Source organism: Vitiosangium sp. GDMCC 1.1324, assembly GCF_003044305.1.
Taxonomy (GTDB): Bacteria; Myxococcota; Myxococcia; order Myxococcales; family Myxococcaceae; genus Archangium.
Map to the genome: position 1 here is coordinate 1 of NZ_PZOX01000005.1, position 17,028 is coordinate 17,028.

At 69.7% G+C, this 17,028-nt stretch carries 15 protein-coding genes; 3 read left to right on the top strand and 12 right to left on the bottom strand.

Annotated elements, in window-relative coordinates:
* On the top strand, positions 1–535 hold a 535-nt coding region (locus tag DAT35_RS60710), incomplete at its 5' end, for a hypothetical protein (RefSeq protein ID WP_233261509.1).
* 398 nt (positions 536–933) lie between these two features.
* On the opposite strand, the gene gmk is transcribed toward DAT35_RS60710, so the two are convergent.
* Positions 934–1,581 carry a guanylate kinase gene (gmk, locus tag DAT35_RS16070; protein ID WP_108067919.1) on the bottom strand — a complete coding sequence of 216 codons (648 nt, stop codon included), beginning with the start codon at positions 1,579–1,581 and terminating at the stop codon, positions 934–936.
* Positions 1,578–2,456, bottom strand: coding sequence for a YicC/YloC family endoribonuclease (locus tag DAT35_RS16075; RefSeq protein WP_108067920.1), 879 nt, complete (start codon positions 2,454–2,456; stop codon positions 1,578–1,580). Before DAT35_RS16075 ends, gmk begins: the two co-directional genes overlap by 4 nt.
* Positions 2,457–2,532: 76 nt before the next feature.
* Here DAT35_RS16075 and DAT35_RS16080 point away from each other — a divergent pair, with 76 nt between their 5' ends.
* Complete coding sequence (locus DAT35_RS16080; protein ID WP_108067921.1) at positions 2,533–3,636, top strand: glycosyltransferase family 9 protein; 1,104 nt, start codon at positions 2,533–2,535, stop codon at positions 3,634–3,636.
* Here DAT35_RS16080 and DAT35_RS16085 read toward each other — a convergent pair.
* The 6 genes from DAT35_RS16085 to DAT35_RS16110 form a co-directional block, all read right to left on the bottom strand.
* Positions 3,625–3,798, bottom strand: coding sequence for a Trm112 family protein (locus DAT35_RS16085; protein ID WP_108067922.1), 174 nt, complete (start codon positions 3,796–3,798; stop codon positions 3,625–3,627). The genes DAT35_RS16080 and DAT35_RS16085 overlap by 12 nt on opposite strands.
* 6 nt (positions 3,799–3,804) lie before the next feature.
* Positions 3,805–4,296, bottom strand: coding sequence for an adenylyltransferase/cytidyltransferase family protein (locus tag DAT35_RS16090; protein WP_108067923.1), 492 nt, complete (start codon positions 4,294–4,296; stop codon positions 3,805–3,807).
* On the bottom strand, positions 4,293–5,306 hold the full coding sequence (locus tag DAT35_RS16095) for a bifunctional heptose 7-phosphate kinase/heptose 1-phosphate adenyltransferase (protein WP_108068410.1): 1,014 nt from the start codon (positions 5,304–5,306) through the stop codon (positions 4,293–4,295). Before DAT35_RS16095 ends, DAT35_RS16090 begins: the two co-directional genes overlap by 4 nt.
* A gap of 49 nt (positions 5,307–5,355) precedes the next feature.
* Positions 5,356–6,336 (bottom strand): tetraacyldisaccharide 4'-kinase, encoded by a 981-nt coding sequence (gene lpxK / locus DAT35_RS16100; RefSeq protein ID WP_233261510.1) that lies wholly within the window; start codon positions 6,334–6,336, stop codon positions 5,356–5,358.
* Between the two features lie 86 nt (positions 6,337–6,422).
* Positions 6,423–7,445 carry a glycosyltransferase gene (locus tag DAT35_RS16105; protein ID WP_108067925.1) on the bottom strand — a complete coding sequence of 341 codons (1,023 nt, stop codon included), beginning with the start codon at positions 7,443–7,445 and terminating at the stop codon, positions 6,423–6,425.
* Complete coding sequence (locus tag DAT35_RS16110) at positions 7,442–8,710, bottom strand: 3-deoxy-D-manno-octulosonic acid transferase (RefSeq protein WP_108067926.1); 1,269 nt, start codon at positions 8,708–8,710, stop codon at positions 7,442–7,444. The genes DAT35_RS16105 and DAT35_RS16110 overlap by 4 nt, the downstream gene beginning before the upstream one ends.
* Before the next feature lie 268 nt (positions 8,711–8,978).
* On the opposite strand from DAT35_RS16110, the gene DAT35_RS16115 reads away from it, so the two are divergent.
* Complete coding sequence (locus DAT35_RS16115) at positions 8,979–11,144, top strand: M4 family metallopeptidase (protein ID WP_108068411.1); 2,166 nt, start codon at positions 8,979–8,981, stop codon at positions 11,142–11,144.
* Between the two features lie 135 nt (positions 11,145–11,279).
* Here DAT35_RS16115 and DAT35_RS16120 read toward each other — a convergent pair whose 3' ends face one another.
* The 4 genes from DAT35_RS16120 to DAT35_RS16135 all read right to left on the bottom strand — a co-directional run bounded on the left by DAT35_RS16120 (position 11,280) and on the right by DAT35_RS16135 (position 16,964).
* On the bottom strand, positions 11,280–12,425 hold the full coding sequence (locus tag DAT35_RS16120) for a PHP domain-containing protein (RefSeq protein WP_108067927.1): 1,146 nt from the start codon (positions 12,423–12,425) through the stop codon (positions 11,280–11,282).
* Positions 12,422–14,203: an ABC transporter ATP-binding protein gene (locus DAT35_RS16125; protein WP_108067928.1), complete on the bottom strand. Its 1,782-nt coding sequence runs from the start codon at positions 14,201–14,203 to the stop codon at positions 12,422–12,424. Before DAT35_RS16125 ends, DAT35_RS16120 begins: the two co-directional genes overlap by 4 nt.
* Positions 14,203–16,086, bottom strand: a complete 1,884-nt coding sequence (locus tag DAT35_RS16130; protein ID WP_108067929.1) for a DUF4388 domain-containing protein — start codon at positions 16,084–16,086, stop codon at positions 14,203–14,205. Before DAT35_RS16130 ends, DAT35_RS16125 begins: the two co-directional genes overlap by 1 nt.
* 251 nt (positions 16,087–16,337) lie before the next feature.
* The gene (locus DAT35_RS16135; protein ID WP_108067930.1) at positions 16,338–16,964 is read right to left on the bottom strand and encodes a DUF2378 family protein; all 627 of its coding nucleotides are present in this window, start codon (positions 16,962–16,964) and stop codon (positions 16,338–16,340) included.
* Positions 16,965–17,028: the final 64 nt, after the last annotated feature.

A 17,028-nucleotide genomic window follows, 5' to 3' on the forward strand; every position in this document is an offset into this window, starting at 1 on the left:
GACTGCGGTTTCCGCAATCGTCTTCTTCTTGGGCTTGCTATTTGGTTTTCAAAGACCGAGTCGCTTGTTGCTGCCGCGACTTCGTGCTACCGTTTTCTTCACTTCTCGGCTGCACCCCGTTCAACTTCGGGGCCGCCTTCTTTATTTCGAACCGGCTTCCCTGTCAAGCGACCGTTGCCGCTCCGTTTCACCGCTTCGTCCCGACTCGGCTTTGCTCGGCGCCGTTGCGCTTCGCTTTCCTTTTCGGGAAGGGCGCGGAATCTACTGCTTTTCCGCATCCGCTGTCAACCCGCTTCGTCGACTCTCTTCTTCCCGCCGTCTCGACTTCGTCGCCTTGGCGACTTCCGCCGTTTCGAGGGGCTGCGGCTTCTACCACCGCCGCGTCGGGAGTCAACTTCGCTCGCTGACTTTCTATTTCGTCTTTCACTGCTTCGTCGGAGGTCTCCGTCGCCAGTGCGACTTCGCCTTTCCGTCCGAGGGGCGCGGCTTCTACCACCACCGCGTTGAGAGTCAACCGCTCATTCAGACCGATTGATTCCGCTCGCCACCGGCTTTTTCCAGCCGCACTGGCGAGACCCCCAGTATCTAGGACCGCCTTCGGGACTTGTCAACTTCGCTGACTTGCCCGCTCGGCGCTGCCCAGTCACCGCATCTACCTTCTGACGCGGCTCTGGCGAGCCTTCGGTCCATATTGATGCTCAAAAGAACAGTCCTCACTTCGCTGGAATGTTGCCTGCGCGACACCGCGCCGTGAGGTGAGGCGGCTTATCCACCAAGTGATCAGGCAGCGCAAGCTATTTCACCCGCGCCACCCCGTGCGCCCTACCCGAACTTGCCGTTCGAGTCGAAGCGGCGCCTCCCGCCAGGTCATCGAGCTCCGATTCGTTGGCGGTGTAGGGGCAACACTCCCCGAAGCCCGAGCCATTCCCCGAGTCAGGGAACCGGCTCCTTCGTCGCGGACTTCTCCAGCCGGAGTTTCGAGAGATCCACGCGCCCCCGCCGGCAACGCTCGGCGACGACCACCGAGTGCAGATCCCGGTAGGCGCGATCGAAGTCATCGTTCACGATGATGTAGTCGTATGCGGCAACCCCTCGCTCGATCTCCGAGCGGGCGGCCAGCATCCGGCGGCGAATGGTGTCCTCCGCATCCGTCCCCCGGTCGCGCAAACGCCGCTCGAGTTCCTCCATCGAGGGCGGAACAACGAAGACGAGCACCGCATCGGGGTGCTTGCGCTTGATCGCAAGCCCGCCCTGCACGTCGATGTCGAAGATGGCCACGCCACGCCGTGCCCGGGCCTCGTCCACCACCGCCTGGGAGCTGCCGTAGAAGTGCCCGTAGACCTCGGCCCACTCGACGAACTCCCCCCGCTCGATTCGCTCCTGGAAGGAGGCAACGTCCACGAAGTGGTAGTCCACCCCGTGCTGCTCCCGGCCTCGCGGCTTCCGGGTGGTGACACTGATGGAGAAGATGGCGTCCGGCAGCTCGCCAAGCAGACGGCGCGCCAGGGTGGTCTTCCCCGTCCCCGAAGGCGCGGAGAGGACAAGCAGAGTGCCGGGCTGGAGAGTAGTGGGCTCGTTCATTCGACGTTCTGGACCTGTTCGCGGATGCGCTCGACTTCGGCCTTCATCGACACCACGCGCGTGGAGATCTCCGCGTGCTGGCTCTTCGAGCCCGTGGTGTTCACCTCGCGGTGCATCTCCTGAACGAGGAAATCCATGCGGCGGCCCGAGGGCTCGCTCCCCGCCATCAACTGGCGGAATTGCTCGAGGTGACTCGCCAGGCGGGTCATCTCCTCGGCAATGTCCGTCCGCTCGGCGAAGACGGCCACCTCCTGAGCGAGCCGCTGCTCGTCCACGGAGATGCCTCGGGCCAGCTCGGCCACACGCTCGGCCAGCCGCTGGCGGTACTCATCCACCGAACGGGGCGCCAGCTCCGCTACCTCCCGACTCCAGCGCTCGATGAGCCCGAGCCGGGTCTCCAGATCCGCGAGGATCGCCTCGCCCTCCACCTGCCTCATCTGCTCCAACGCACCCAGCGCCTGCTCCAGCGCCTCCCGCACCGCCTTCGTGGCCGACTCCACGTCCACTCCCCGCTCCTCCAGCCTCATCACTCCCGGCTGGCTGGAGACGTGGGTCCAGGACACCTCGGCCATCATTCCCATCGCCTCGGCGACCTGGCGGAAGGCCCGCGCGTACTCCCGCGCCAGCGCAATGTCCACCACCGGCACCGTCCCAGCCGCCGTCGCCGTCTGCCTCTTGATGAAGACCTCCACCGAGCCGCGGGCAAGCCGGTCCTTCACCTGCTTCACCAGCGCCGACTCCAAGGCCGCCAGCTCCCTCGGAAGCCGCGCCTTCACCTCGCAGAATTTGTGGTTGAGGGAGCGCAGCTCCACGGAGAACTCCTCGTCCCCCACTCGCGCGCGTCCCGCTCCGAACCCGGTCATGCTCTTCAGCATTCGCGGCTTGCTAGGCGCTTCCGGCCAGCAGGTCAAGCCACCTGCGCAGATCCTCTCTGCTATGGTCCGCCCCCCGATGGTCTGGCACAAGCGGCTCGAGTTGTGGGCGAAGCTGGCACTCGCCCTCGTAGCTTCCGCCCTCCTCTGGCGCCCCGGCCGCCGGCGGAAGGTGGGCTCCCCCCTCCCCTCCCCCCGGCGCGTCCTCCTGGTCCGTATCGACAACCGGGTGGGCGAGGCGCTCCTCACCACCCCCCTCCTCTCCACCCTCAAGGCCGCCCCACAACCCCCGGAAGTGCACGTCCTCGTCCACGCCAAGGTCGCCCGCGTCCTCGCCGGCCACCCCCAGGCCGACCGCATCATCCCCTTCGACCGCCGCCTGCTCTGGCTCGGGCCCCTCGCCCCCGGCATCCGCGCCCTGCGCCGCGAGCGCTATGACGTCGTCGTCGACTGCGCCAACTGGTCCACCCCCTCCGTCACCTCCGCCCTCATCTCCCGGCTCGTCGGGCCTCGCTCCATCGTCGTCGGGCCCCACATGTGGCCCGTCCACTACCTCCACTCGCTGTCCGTCCCCGCCCGCTCCGATACCAACCACGAGGTGCTCCAGCGCGTGCACCTGCTCTCCCCTTTCGTGGCCGGCGCTCCCCACGAGCGGATGTCCTTCCGCTCGCCCAACGTCAGCGAGAAGTTCCGCGCATGGCTCGAGGCCGGCTCGGGCTCGCCCCGCGCCGTCGTCAACCCCGGGGGCAGACTCGGCTGGCGCCGCATTCCTCCCGAGACCTTCGCCGCGGCTGCTCGCGCGTTGCTCGCCTCCGGACGGACTCCCATCGTCACCTGGGGCCCCGGTGAGGAGGAGCTCGCTCGCACCGTCGTGGCCGCGGCCCCCGGCGCCCAGCTCGCCCCTCCCACCAACATCGATGAGCTCGCCGCCCTCATGCGCTCGGCCGGCCTCACCGTCTGCAACAACACCGGCCCCATGCACCTGTCCGTCGCCGTCGGCGCCCCCACCCTCGGCCTCTTCCTCCGCATGGACATGGACCGCTGGGGCCACCCCTACCCGCCCCACCGCATGGTCGACCTCACCCCCGTGGTCGACTCCGGTGCCGACCTCCAGGCCCGCGTCTTCGAGGAGGTGCGCTCCTTCGCCGCGGCACTCCCCGCCCAGGCCTCCTCAGCTCGCTGAGGGCAGTGGGCGGGCTTCGTCCTGCAACAGCTCCGGCACCCCGTCCCGGATGGGGTACGCGAGACGGCAGCCCGGGCAGTGCAGCTCGTCCGAAGAGAGGGTCAGCGGACCCTTGCAGCGCGGGCACGCCAGCGTCGAGATCCACCACTCGGGAAGCTGCATGGCGGCCTACTTCATCCCTCGCTCCGCTTGCAGCTTCCGCGCGAGCTCCGTCGTGCTGTGGTTCTTCGGATCCCCCGCCACCGCCACCCGGCCCCCGTAGGCCCGGACCTCGTCTCCCTCGGGGATCGTGTCCGGCGTGTAGTCCGTCCCCTTCACGTGCACGTCCGGCTTCAGCGCCCGGATGATGTTCCGCACGTTCGGCTCGTCGAAGATGAGCACCCGATCCGTACACGCCAGCGCCGCCACCAGCTCCGCCCTCTCCCCCTCGGGGATGTGCGGCCGGCCCGGCCCCTTGTACGCCCTCGTCGACGCGTCCGAGTTCACCGCCACCACCAGGTGGTCCGCCAGCTCCTTCGCCCCCTCCAGGTAGCGCACGTGCCCCACGTGGAGCAGATCGAAGACTCCGTTGGCCAACGCCACCGTCTTCCCCTCCGCCCTCCAGCGCTCGCGCTGCTCCACCACCTCCGACAACCGCCGCACCTTGTCCACCGTGCTCACCGCGCGCTCCTCAGCTCGCTCAACAGCTCATCCCGCGCCACCGTCGCCGTGCCCAGCTTCTGCACCGCCAGCGCTCCCGCCACGTTCGCCAGCCTCGCCGCCTCTCCGAAGCCGCCTCCCGCCGCCAGCCCGAGCGAGAACGCCGCGATCACCGTGTCCCCCGCCCCCGTCACGTCCACCGCTTCCTTCGCGCCGTGCACCGGAATCAGGTCCACCCCGCCCTTCGCATCGAAGAGCGCCATCCCGTGCCGGCCCCTCGTTACCAGCAGCGCCTGGCACTTCATCCGGCGCACCATCTCGTGCCCCGCCTCCACCAGCTCCGCTTCCGTCCGCAGCGGCCGGCCCACCAGCGACTGCAGCTCCGGCTCGTTCGGCTTGCACACCGTCACCCCGGTGAACGTCGACAGGCTGTAACGGCTGTCCGCGCACACCGGCAGGCCGTCCGCCGCCAGCCGGCGCAGCGCCTCGCGCATCTCCTCCCCCACCACCCCCGCGCCGTAGTCCGACACCACCACCGCGTCCGCGTCCTTCGCCGCCTCCTCCACCCGCTTCACCAGCGCCCGGCGAACCTTCGAAGGCAATGGGCCTCGCTGCCCCCGGTCCAGCCTCAACATCTGCTGCCGCGTCGTGCTCACCCCTCCCGCCAGGATGCGCGTCTTCGTCTCCGTCTCCACGCCCTTCGCACCCACCGCGCTCAGCTCGATTCCCGCTTCGTCGAACAGCTTGCGCAACGCCCTCCCCATCTCGTCCGCCCCCAACACCCCCACCGCCGTTACCTGCCCCGACAGCGATCGCACGTTCGCCGCCACGTTCGCCCCGCCCCCCAGCTTCACCTCCGAGGACTCGTGGCGGACGATCAGCACCGGCGCCTCACGGCTCACCCGGTCCGTCTGCCCGTAGATGTAGTGGTCCGCGACCAGGTCCCCCACCAGCAGCACCCTCCGGCGCGCGAAGGCCAGGGGAAGCTGGGCCAGGGATGGAATCGCTCGAGCGGGCAGGACGGCAGCCATGGCGGCGCGTTGTCCCATAGCCACTCCCCTTCGACAAGCCGACCTTTTCCTACCCGAGCCCGAGCGCCCGGCGAAGGTGCGGCTCGCCCTCGAGCACCTCCACGCCCAGCCTCACCGTCCACGTCTCGAAGCCTTCCGGCAGCCGCACCCGGTCCTTCTCCGTCGTCACCACTCGAGCACCCAGGCTCGCCGCCCGGGCCCCCACCTCGTGGAGCTCCCGCGCACTGAAGGGATGGTGGTCCGGATAGAAGGCCGTTCCCCGGACGTCCGTTCCCAGCTCGCCCAGCGTCCGCAGGAAGCCCCCCGGCCGAGCAAGCCCCGCCAGCGCCAACACCGGTTGTCCGGTCAGCGCCTCGGGTGGATGGAGCGCTCCCGAGGGGTCCACCCACGCCGTGGGCCGGTACCGCGTCCGGACTCGAGGCGCTGGCAGCGGTGGCAGCGCCGGCCCGGGCGTCGCCGCGGCTCTCACCCAGAAGAGCGTGGCCCGGCTCAAACCGGAGAGCGGCTCGCGCAACGGGCCTCTCGGCAGCATCCGGCCATTGCCAAAGCCCACCGCCTCGTCCACCACCACCACGTCCTCGTCCCTCGCCAGCTTCCGGTGCTGGAAGCCGTCGTCGAGCAACACCACCTCCAGCCCGAACTCGTCCCTCGCCCGCCTCGCCAGCGTCCGGCGATCCGCTCCCACCAGCAGCCGAGCCTCGGGACAGCGGCGCGCGAGCAGCAACGGCTCGTCCCCGGCCTCCTCCACCGACGGCAGTGGGCCCGCTCCTGTGAACGTCAGCGGCTCCTTCGAGCCTCGCCCGTACCCTCGCGTCAGGATGCCCACCCGCCTCCCCTCTTTCACCAGCAGCTCCGCCAGGTACAGCACCGCCGGCGTCTTCCCCGTCCCTCCCACGTTCAGGTTCCCCACCGACACGACGCGCAGTCCCTCCACCCGCTCGCCCCGCCATAGCCCCGCGTCGTAGAGCGCTCCCCTCAGCCGCACTCCCGCTCCGTAGCCCCATGCCAGCACGTCCAGCGGCGCCAGCATCGCCCTCCGGCTCCAGGTCTCCGGCCTCCCTGGATAGAACACTCGTTCGATCGCCGTCGGCCCCTCCTGCCTCCCGGCCGGCCCGCTCACCGCTCCGCCCTCGCCTGTTCGTACAGCGCCAGCACCTCCGCGGCGATCCGCTCGTTGCTCGCGTGCTCCACCAGCGCCCTCGTCCCCGACTCCGAGGCCGCCACCACCGCCTCCGGTGTCAGCTCCTCCACCAGCACGTCCGCCAGCGCCGGCAGGTTGCCTTCCCCCACCGCCACCACGCGCACTCCACACGCCCTCGCCTGCGCCGCCGCCCTCGCGCTCCAGTCGTTCCCCAGCCCCAACACCCACACCTCGTCCAGCGCCCGCAGCCAACGCACGAAGGCCTCGCCCCGCTGGTACCCCGCGAACGTCACCGCCTCCTCCTGCCCCAACGCGCGCACCTGCTGGCGCACCGGTTCCACCAGCTCCCCGTCCCCCACCAGCACCAGCCTCGCTCCCGCGTGCCCCTGGCGCAGCCTCGCGAAGGCCTCCACTCCGAGCGCATGGCGCCTCGAGGCCTGGAAGGTGGACACCATTCCGATCAGCGGTGCGCCCGCCACTCCCAACTCCCGTCTCAGCGCCTCGCGATCCTCCGCCGGCCGGAACCGCGGATCCACCAGCGGCGGCAGCACCCGAACCCTCCGGCCCACCAGCCGCGTGATCACCGAGGACGACGGCACCGTGTACGCGTCCGCGGCCGGCAGCGAGGACCTCAGCGACCTCGGCGCATGCACCGAGCGAATCAACACCGCGCCCCTCGGCCTCCCCCACCTCGCCACCAGATGGTCGTGCGTGAAGTGCGCATGCACCACGTCCACGCTCCGCGCCCTCAGCCGCCTCATGTCGCTCCACACCTTCCACGGCGGCGACTTCACCGACAGCTCCAGCCCTCCCTCGTCCAGCAGCCCCAACGCCTCGAACCGCGGCACCGCCAGCTCCTCCGCCGCCACCTCCGTGCGCCGTCGATCCACCGCCACCGTCACCTCGTGCCCCGCCGCCCGCTGCGCCAACGCCAGCAGCGCCACGTTCTCCGCCGGGCCACTCCAGAAGGGACTCGCGAGCAGGTGGAGGATCTTCACGGGGTAAGCACTCGCGCCATGTGCTCCACGTTGCGCTGGCTCGCGCCCGACACCTGCCGCACCGTCCCCCTCGCCAGCTCCCCCAACGACGCCACCGTCTCCGGCTTCGCCAACAGCTCCGACATCACCCGGTACAGGTGCTCGGCGTCCTTCACCTGGATGCCTCCCCTCCCCACCAACACCTGCACGCTGTCCCGGAAGTTCTCCATGTGCGGCCCGAACAGCACCGGCTTCCCCTGCCCCGCTGGCTCCAGGATGTTCTGCCCCCCTCGCTTCGTGAACGACCCGCCCACGAACACCAACGTCGCCAACCGGTACGCCCTCGACAGCTCCCCGATCGTGTCCAGCACCACCACCCGCCCTCCCTCCTCGTTCCCCTTCGAGCGCAGCCCCACCCCCAGCCCCGCCTCCTTCGCCAGCGCGGCGATCCGCCCCGCCCGCTCGATGTACCTCGGCGCGATCACCAGCCTCAGGTCCGGGTGCTCCTCCAGCAGCCTCCGGTAAACCGCCAGCAGGTGCTCCTCCTCGCCCTCGTGCGTGCTCCCGGCGATCCACACCCGCTCCCCTTCCTTCAGCCCCAGTGCGCTCCGCAGCGCCTCGTCCTCCCGCCCCACGTCCGCCGCCGCCAGCGCATCGAACTTCGTGTTCCCCGTCACGAACACCCGCTCCCTCGGAGCCCCCAGCCCCAGCACCCGCTCCGCCTCGTCCTCCCCCCGCATCAGGAACAGCTCCATGTCCCGCAGCGGGTTGCCGATGAGCGAGAACAACAGCCGGTACTTCCCCTGGTGCGCCGGGGAAAAGCGTCCGTTCGTCAGCGCCACGTGCACTCCCGCACGCTTCGCCGCGCGGATGAGGTTGGGCCAGATCTCCGTGTACTCGAGCACCAGCAGGTCCGGGTGAATGGCCCGCACCGCCCGCCTCGTGGCGCCCCACAGGTCGTACGGCGCGTACACCACCCCGTCCACCTGCTTCGCCAGGCGATCTCGCCCCATCATGTAGCCCGAGTTCGTCATCGTGGAGAGCACGATGCGGCACCCCGGGAAGCGCGCCCTCAGCGGGCCGAACATCGGCGAGAGCGCCAACAAGTCCCCCGCGCTCGCCCCGTGCAGCCAGAACGTCGGCCCAGGCCCTCGGGGTGGCAGATCCCCTGGCGCGTAGAAGCCGAGCCGCTGCCGCAGCCCGTGCCGCGTCTTGCGGTGCAGCGACAACACCGGAAAGAGCACGGCGAAGAGCACATAGCTGGCGAGGACGTAGAGCAGGCGCATGGCAACCCGGGGGCCGCGTCCCTCTACCAGATGCCGTCACTCCCGGCAGCACGCGCAACCCTCCCCTCGGGCCACACCCACAGTCCTGCCTCGGACCCCTTTTTTTCTCACTTTGTGTGAAAACAGTAAAACAGTGTTTATTATGGAATACTTGAAATTGTCGGAGTTATTTGGCACACTGATCATCGTCCCTGGGTCATAGGGATCAGGAGGCAGCACTGTGGAGAATCGTATCCGCGGAGTCATTGGAGTCGCGGCGCTCTCGTTGATGATGAGCGCGTGCACCGAGGGCAGCCCGGCCTCGGCCAACAAGGTAGAGGGAACCCGGACGCTGAAGTCCGCCCTCGGAAACACCGTCGTGGACGCGGACGAAGCGGGAGTCGCCCGCTTCATCACTGGCGAGCTGGGCAGCCTGCCGGCAACCGCCTCTCCCGAGGCCGCACTCAAGGCGGACCTCAGCCCGGCGCTGGCGAGCATCGCGCCCCAGTTCCGGCTGGACCCGGCCAACCTCGTCCTCAAGCGCGCCCGTGCCGACGCGCAGGGGGACATCCACTACCGCTATGGCGTGCGCCACAACGGGCGGGCCATCTACGGCGGCGAGGTGATCCTCCACGCGCGCGGCGGGAAGATCATCGCGGCCAACACCAACGTCCGCGGCGACCTGAAGGGGCCGGAGAAGGCCACGGTCGCCCCCGAGGCCGCCATCACCGCGGCCGCGCAGGACCGCGCCGCGCCCAAGGCCGCCCGCGAGTCGGGCTCGCCGGAGCTCTTCTACTACCGCGCCGGGGACAAGCTCCTGCTGGTCTATGAGGTCCGCCAGACCGGCGAGCAGGCCGATGGCACCCCGGTGGACGACTCGGTGCTGGTGAACGCCGCCGACGGCTCGGTCGTCGAGCGCATCCCCCACGTGCACACGGGCCTGGGCCGGAAGCTGTACGACGGCAAGAACACGTCCACCCTGCCGGGCACCCTGACGCGCTCCGAGGGTGAGGCCGCGGTGGCCGATCCGATCGTCAACGAGAACTACGATCACCTCGGCACGGTCTACAACTGCTACAGCAGCCTGTTCGGCCGGGACTCCATCGACAACGCGGGCGCCACGCTCATCAGCACGGTGCACCACCGCGTGGCCTACGTGAACGCGTTCTGGGACGGCACCCAGATGGTGTACGGCGATGGCGACGGCACCACGGCCATCAACCTGGCCAAGTCGCTCGATGTGACGGCGCACGAGCTGACCCACGCCGTGACGGACTACGAGTCGGAGCTCATCTACTCGGGTGAGTCCGGCGGCCTCAACGAGTCCCTGTCCGACATCTTCGGCGCCGTGTGCGAGTGGTACGGCGACGGCAAGGTCGTCAGCGCCGAGACGTGGCTGGTGGGTGACGACATCTGGACCCCGTCCATCCCGGGCGATGCGCTGCGATACATGGCCAACCCGACCCAGGACGGCGACTCGCTGGACTACTACCCGGACTACTACTCCGGCATCGACGTGCACTACAGCTCGGGCATCTCCAACCTGGCCTTCTACCTGCTGAGCCAGGGCGGCACGCACCCGACGGGCAAGACGACCACGGCGGTGGCGGGCATCGGCATCGAGAAGGCCTCGCGCATCTTCTACAAGGCCAACGCCGACATCATGACGCCGAGCACCACGTTCGAGCAGGCGAAGATCGCCACCGAGCAGGCCGCTCAGCAGCTGGGCTACGACGCGGCGACCATCGCCTCCGTCACCAACGCCTGGAAGGCCGTGGGCGTGGGCGTGCCCATCCCGCCGCCGCCCAGCACGCCGGTCAACAAGAACGTGCCGGTGACGGACATCTCCGGCGCCAAGGGCTCGAAGGTCTACTACAACTTCAACGTGCCCGAGGGTGCGTATGACCTGCAGGTCTCCATCACCGGCGGCACGGGTGACTCGGACCTGTACGTGCGCTTCGCCAACGCGCCGACCACCAGCCAGTACGACTGCCGTCCGTACAAGTCCGGCAACGAGGAGTCGTGCGCCTTCGCCACTCCGTCGCAGGGCACCTGGTACGTCATGCTCAACGGCTACAGCGCCTACTCCGGCGTGACGCTGAAGGTCACCTGGAAGGGCGGCTACATCCCCATCGAGAGCGGCGTGAAGGTCACCGGCATCTCCGGGGCCGCCGGCTCGGAGCAGATCTTCAAGCTCGTGGTGCCCCCGCGCAGCAACGGCAACGAGAACAACCACGTCCACGTGCGCATCTACGGCGGCTCCGGCAACGCGGACCTCTACGTGCAGCGCGCCTCGGCCCCGAACACCTTCGAGTACGACTGCCGCGACGTGAAGGAGCACAACAACGAGAACTGCAACCTCAACAACGTGCCCGCCGGCAACTACTACATCCTCGTCTACGGGGCGAAGGGCGGCTTCGAGAACCTGACCCTCGACGCGATGTACCAGAAGTAATCACCCTCGGGTGACCGGGAGCACCGCGCCGTGCTGGGCGGCGCGGGGCTTCCAACCCGATGGCGCGGTATCAAGAGCGGCTGCTCCCACTCCGGGGGTGGCCGTTCGCTTTTGCGGGCCACGGTTTACCTGGCTTCACCTCCGCGGAAGCACTCGCACCGGGCTCGGGGCAATCCACGGGCGCCACTGCGTGCCGAAGAAGCCTCCCGGCGCACGCACCCACGCCTCCACCTGCACCGCCCCCTCCTCCACCAGCTCCACCGTCCTACCGTCCGGCCGCAGCCGCCCCGCGCCTCGGACCTCCACCCGGACCTGATCCTCGGCGTGCGGCGGCAGGCGCACGGTGAGCACGTCGCCCACGTGGGCCTCCCGGCGCTCGGCATCCAGGCCCTCGAGTGCGAAGCCCTCGGGTTCTCCCAGCGCCTGGAACGCGCAGAGGGCCCGGCCACTCGCGAGCCCCTTCACCACCTGCGCCGCGGCGGCCCGAGCATCCCCGGGCAGCTCGCCGGAATCCGGCAGGTACATCGCCATGGACCGGAAGACGTCCTCGTAGCGCGGCAGCCCGTGCGCGTCGTGCGAGCACAGCGCCACCCGAGGCTTCTCCCGCTCGAGCTCCAGCAGCCGCGCCACGGGCTCCGGCCCCGGCTCGACGAGCATCATCACCCCGTGCACCGGATTGCCGAAGAGCGCCCCCACCGCGGGCAGCAGCCGGCTGAACGGGTGGCGCAGCGCGTCCCGGAAGAACGTGTCCGCGGAGTAGAGCTCGAAGCCATCCGCCCGCCGCGCGGCCTCCTCGTGGCGCCACGGGTTGCGCTGCTGCACCGGGTGGGCGAGCACGCTCACGCCCCCCGCCTTCTCCACCGCCGCCTCGGCCTCCCCTCCATCCATCCACGGCCGCACGCCCTCCAGCGGGCGTTGCATGCCGAACGCCACCAGGTGGCCATGGGCCGTGGAGAGCTCCACCCCCGGCACCATCAGCACCCCGTCCACGAAGGCGGGCTCCGGCGGTACGAAGTCGTTGTGGTCCGTGAGCACCACGAAGCGCAGGCCCGCCGCCTTCGCCGCCGCGGCCACCTCCTCCACCGTCCCCCGCCCATCCGAGCGCGTGGTGTGCACGTGGAAGGCCCCGCGCAGCCATCGGGGCGCGTCCGGTTGGGGTGGCACCACCGGGTACTCGGCGTAGGAGGCCGCCAGGGTGAAGAATCCCGCCCACCCCAGCAGCACCAGCACCAACCCCAACAGCGCCCGGAGCAGCTTGCCCGCAAGCACCGACGGCTTCATGCAGCGCCCCGCTCGGGGCCCGCCGTCTGCAGCGACCACAGCGCCGCGTAACGGCCTCCCGCCTTCAGCAGCTCCGCGTGGCTTCCCCGCTCCACCACCCGTCCCGCCTCCACCACGCAGATGACGTCCGCGTCCACCACCGTCGACAAGCGGTGGGCGATCACCACCGCCGTGCGCCCCGGCAACACCTCCGCGAGCGCCGCCTGTACCTCTCGCTCGCTCTCCGGATCCAGGCTGCTCGTCGCCTCGTCCAGCACCAGCACTGGAGCCCGCGACAGCACCGCCCGCGCGATGCACAGCCGCTGCCGCTGGCCTCCGCTCAGCTTCACGCCACGCTCGCCTACCCGGGTGTCATAGCCCTCGGGCAGCTCCCGGATGAAGCCGTCCGCGTTCGCCACCCGCGCCGCCGTCTCCACCTCCTCGCGCGTCGCGTCCGGCCTCGCGTAGCGCAGGTTGTCCAGCACGCTGCCCGAGAAGAGCAACGGCTCCTGCGTCACCAGCGCGAACTTCGCCCGCACGCTCGCCGCCGTGTAGCGGTCCACGTCCACCCCGTCGAAGCGCAGGTGGCCCTCCTGGGGGCGCTCGAAGCGCAGCAGCAGATGGGTGAGCGTGCTCTTGCCTCCGCCGCTCGGCCCCACCAGCGCCACCACCTTCCCCACCGGCAGCTCCAGCGTCAGCCCGTCCAGCGCCCGCCGCTCCCCGTAGGAGAAGCGCACGCCCTCCACCTGGATGCCCCGCTCCAGCGCCGGCGCCTCCGTGGCCCCCGGCGCGTCCTCCACCGGGTGGCGCAAGTCCAACAGCGCGAAGAGCCGCTCGCCCGCCGCGCCCGCCTGCATCGCGAACTGCGTCACCCGCCCCAGGTCCTTGATGGGCTGGTACACGAGCACCACCGCGGTGAGGAACGACAGCAGGGACTCGGGCTCCATCGCGTGCGTGGCCGCCGCGTAGGCCAGTGCTCCCGCGAGCGCCGCGGCCGCCAGCACCTCCATCAACCCGGGCACGCCACCTCGAGCCCACGCCGCACGCACCAGGGCCTCCTCATGGGCCCGCGCATGCGCCGAGAAGCGCGACAGCTCCGCCGCCTGACCGTTGAAGGCCTGGATGGTGCGAATGCCGCCCAGCCCCTCCTGGAGCTGCCCCGCGAGGTGGCCGAGCTGCACCTGGCCCTCGCGCGTGCCCTTCAGCGCCTTGCGCGTCAGCCTCGAGGCCGGTAGCGCCGCCAGCGGCAGCACGCACAGCATCAACCCGCCCATCAGCGGGCTGATGGACAGCGCCACGCCCGCCAGCACCACCACCTGCAGCGAGTCCCGTAGGTACGAGCCCACGGTGTACATGGCCGCCATCTCCACCGCCTGCACGTCCGCGGAGAAGCGGCTGAGCAGATCTCCCATCCGCTCGCGAGCCAGTTGCGCGGGCGACAGCGAGGAGAGCCGGACGAAGAGCTCACGCCGCAGGTCCGCCACCACCTTCTGGGCGAAGAGGCCCATGAAGTAGAACTGGCCGAGGTACCCCACACCCTTCACCAGCCCCACCGTCAGCACCACCACCGGGAAGCCCCAGAGCGCGGCATCGCGAGGGAGGCCCGACAGCCACGGCACCGGCTGCGCGCCGCCGAAGCCCTGGGCGCCGCCCGACAGGAGGAAGCGAAGCGCCGGGCCCATCAGGTACGCGTACGCCCCGGTGGCCAGCCCCAGCACCGCCATGCACACGAAGGCCTCTCCCAGCACGCCCACGTGAGGCCGGGCATACCCCAGCAACCGCCACAACGACTTGTGCATCACCGACCTACTTTGCGCAGCGCGGCCTTGGCGAGCTGGGCATTGGGATTGAGCTCAAGCACCTTGAGCAGCTTCTTGCGAGCGCCGGACGCGTCATCCATCTCGCTGTCGATGATGGCCGAGATGATGAGCGCCCGCTCCAGGTACGGGTTGAGCGAGAGCGCCTTGCGGAGCACCTTCTGCGCGGACTTCGCCCGGTCCTCCTTCGGCCCCGTGCCGGCCAGGAACGTGGCCCACGCCAGGTACGAGTAGTACTCGGGCTCCTGCGGGTTGAGCCCCACCGCCTCCTCGAAGTGGATGAGGGCCGAGCGGTACTGCTTGCGCTTGAGCGCCGCCTCTCCCCTGCGGAGGATGATCTCCGCGTCCACGTTCACCGTGGTGGCTCGCCCCACGTCCATGCGCGACATGAGGTACTGGAGGTACGCCTTGCGCTTCTCCTCCACCGACAACACCCGGTACGCCGCCGACAGCTTCTCCTGCACCGAGTCCAGCAGATCCTTGATCTCCGAGGTGTCGAACTCGGCGTAGCTGTCCGGGTGAAAGCGCGTGGCGAGCTCGTGGTAGGCGCGCTCCACGGCCTCGGTGTCCGCGGCGATGTCCAGCCCCAGACAGCGGAAGTAGCTGCCGGTGATGATCTTCACCGCGCCGTCCCGGAGGCTCGCCGCCGTCTCCGCGTCCAGCGGCTTGCGCTTGCGCGGGGCGATGGACTCCGGCACGGCCACCACCTCGCCGGGCCCGCTCGCCACGGGAGCCGGAGAGAAGCTCATGCAGCCCGCCAGCTTGAGGAACCACAGCAGCGAGTACCCGCGCCGCAGATCCCCTCGCCCGTGCGCCAGCAGATCCCTGAGCGCGATGCGCCCGTTCACCTGCATGACGATCTTCAGGTCCTCGGTGTTCAGCCCCAGCGCCGACAAGTCCTTGCCAAACTCGGGCGTGCGCACCGGGAACTCGGCCTGGTGGGCGCGCAGCGGCGCGGCCAGCACCTTGAGCGGAATGGCCCGCCGCGCCCCATCGAGGATCGGCGCCAGCGCCGGCGTCTCCACCGTGGCCACCTCGGCCTGGAACTCGTCGCCGGGATAGAAGGCGTAGCGGCCCTCGCGCATGCCGATGACCTGGGCCAGCCGATCCGTCGTGTAGTCGCGCAGCAGCTGCAGCAGCTCCTCGCCCGCCGCCTCCACCCCGGCCTCCGCCAGCGCCGCGCCGATGCGCAGCCCCGAGCCCAGCGCCTGCACCAGCCGCTCCGCCTGCACCTCGGTCACCACCTGGCGCTGCAAGAGGTAGCTGGGGAGCGCGTCCTGCCGCGCGCTCGAGTCGTAGTTCACCGCGCCGCCGCGAGCGAAGAAGACCCGCCGCGTGAGATCCCGGTAGGCCACCACCAGCACGCCATCGCGGCGCACCCGGTACAGCGACACCAGCAGCCCCGGCAGCGGGAAGCCCTTGAGATCGCCGCTGACCACCGCCGGGCGCGAGAGCATCGCCCGCACGCCCTTGAGCGGGGCCTCGTTGCGCGCGGCACCGGTCGTCAGGGATTGCAGCTTGCCCACCAGCTCGCCCGGCTTGAGCGGGTCCGCCACATAGGCATTGACCTTGAGATCCAACACCGACGCCACGCCACGCGCCCGGCCCAGGTGGCCCTTGTCGATGGCCACGATGGGCACGCGCGCCCCCATGCTGTGGTTGCGGATGAGATGCCCCACATGCGTCCCATCCAGGCGAGGCAGATCCACGGACACCACCACCAGGTCCGGGTTGTCGGCGACGAAGTGCTCCATCGCCGAACCGGGGTCGCTCACCGCTCGCACGGTGTACCCGGCTTGAGACAGCAACCCGGTCAGGTGCTCCAGAGTGGGCGGATGGCTCTCGGCCAGAAGAAGCGTCTTCAAGGCCGCCGAGTGTACACATTCAGCCCGCTCGCATCAGTGGGTATCCGCGCCCCCTCCGCTCACAGTTCCCCCACCTCGCCCACGAGCCAGATGGCTGCCTGTCCGCCCAGGGAGAAGAGAAGCGCTCCCCGAGTGAAAGAGTTCAGGGAGACCACCGCGCGAGGACCGCTCACCGTGCAGGAGTACGGCCACCTTGGAAGCAGCGCCGGGACGCCCCCCCACCTTGCCGCAGGAGGTGCGCGAGGGACGGCTCACTCCCAGAAGATGTCGTACTCAGTGTCGAGCATCGCCGTCCGGCACCCGATCACCCAGGAGCGCTGGACGTTCGTCTTCTTCATCAGCTCGAGCAACACGCCCTCGTGGAACGGGTAGGGCATGAAGGTGTTCCTGAGCGAGAAGCGCGCGTGCGCTGGCGCCACCCACGTCACCTCATGCTCGCCGAAGCTCAAGGCCACCCGGTACACCACGGGCAGGCTGTCCAGCAGACGCCGGGGGTCTCCCCCATGCATCACGCCCATGGCCTTGCCCGCCGTGGACTCGCGGAAGTCCATCGCGGCCCTGCGCCCGAGCTGCCGCAGCGCCAGCTCGATGCTCCCGTGCTCCACCGCCAGCAGCCGGATCGCCGTGGAGAGCATCCGCAGATAGGTGGCCATGGGGTAGTTGAAGAGCTCGACGAACTCCTTCTCGCCGCTCACCAGCAGACACCGCTTCACCATCACCCCATCCCCCAGCTCGCCCACGGCTCGCAGAAGGCCGATACAAAACACGCCCCGCGTGGTGTCGGTCGGGCTCGTCAAGGCGATCCGCTGCGCGAAGTCACGCTCCCAGAACTCCGCGTCCTGGTGCTGCTGCGCGGCCGTCTGGTTGTCCTGGCGCATGGCGTCGACCCCCCTGAGTACCCAGCCCCTCGTGAAATTATCGGGGCTGCTCGCACGAAAGTTT

Bases quoted from the DNA above. Each gene is read 5' to 3' on its own strand.
- DAT35_RS16125 (WP_108067928.1), bottom strand. From the start codon at position 14,203: ATGCACAAGTCGTTGTGGCGGTTGCTGGGGTATGCCCGGCCTCACGTG.
- DAT35_RS16120 (WP_108067927.1), bottom strand. From the start codon at position 12,425: ATGAAGCCGTCGGTGCTTGCGGGCAAGCTGCTCCGGGCGCTGTTGGGG.
- DAT35_RS16135 (WP_108067930.1), bottom strand. From the start codon at position 16,964: ATGCGCCAGGACAACCAGACGGCCGCGCAGCAGCACCAGGACGCGGAG.
- gmk (WP_108067919.1), bottom strand. From the start codon at position 1,581: ATGAACGAGCCCACTACTCTCCAGCCCGGCACTCTGCTTGTCCTCTCC.
- DAT35_RS16095 (WP_108068410.1), bottom strand. From the start codon at position 5,306: ATGGCTGCCGTCCTGCCCGCTCGAGCGATTCCATCCCTGGCCCAGCTT.
- DAT35_RS16075 (WP_108067920.1), bottom strand. From the start codon at position 2,456: ATGCTGAAGAGCATGACCGGGTTCGGAGCGGGACGCGCGCGAGTGGGG.
- lpxK (WP_233261510.1), bottom strand. From the start codon at position 6,336: ATGCTGGCGCCGCTGGACGTGCTGGCATGGGGCTACGGAGCGGGAGTG.
- DAT35_RS16080 (WP_108067921.1), top strand. From the start codon at position 2,533: ATGGTCTGGCACAAGCGGCTCGAGTTGTGGGCGAAGCTGGCACTCGCC.
- DAT35_RS16085 (WP_108067922.1), bottom strand. From the start codon at position 3,798: ATGCAGCTTCCCGAGTGGTGGATCTCGACGCTGGCGTGCCCGCGCTGC.
- DAT35_RS16115 (WP_108068411.1), top strand. From the start codon at position 8,979: ATGATGAGCGCGTGCACCGAGGGCAGCCCGGCCTCGGCCAACAAGGTA.
- DAT35_RS16110 (WP_108067926.1), bottom strand. From the start codon at position 8,710: ATGCGCCTGCTCTACGTCCTCGCCAGCTATGTGCTCTTCGCCGTGCTC.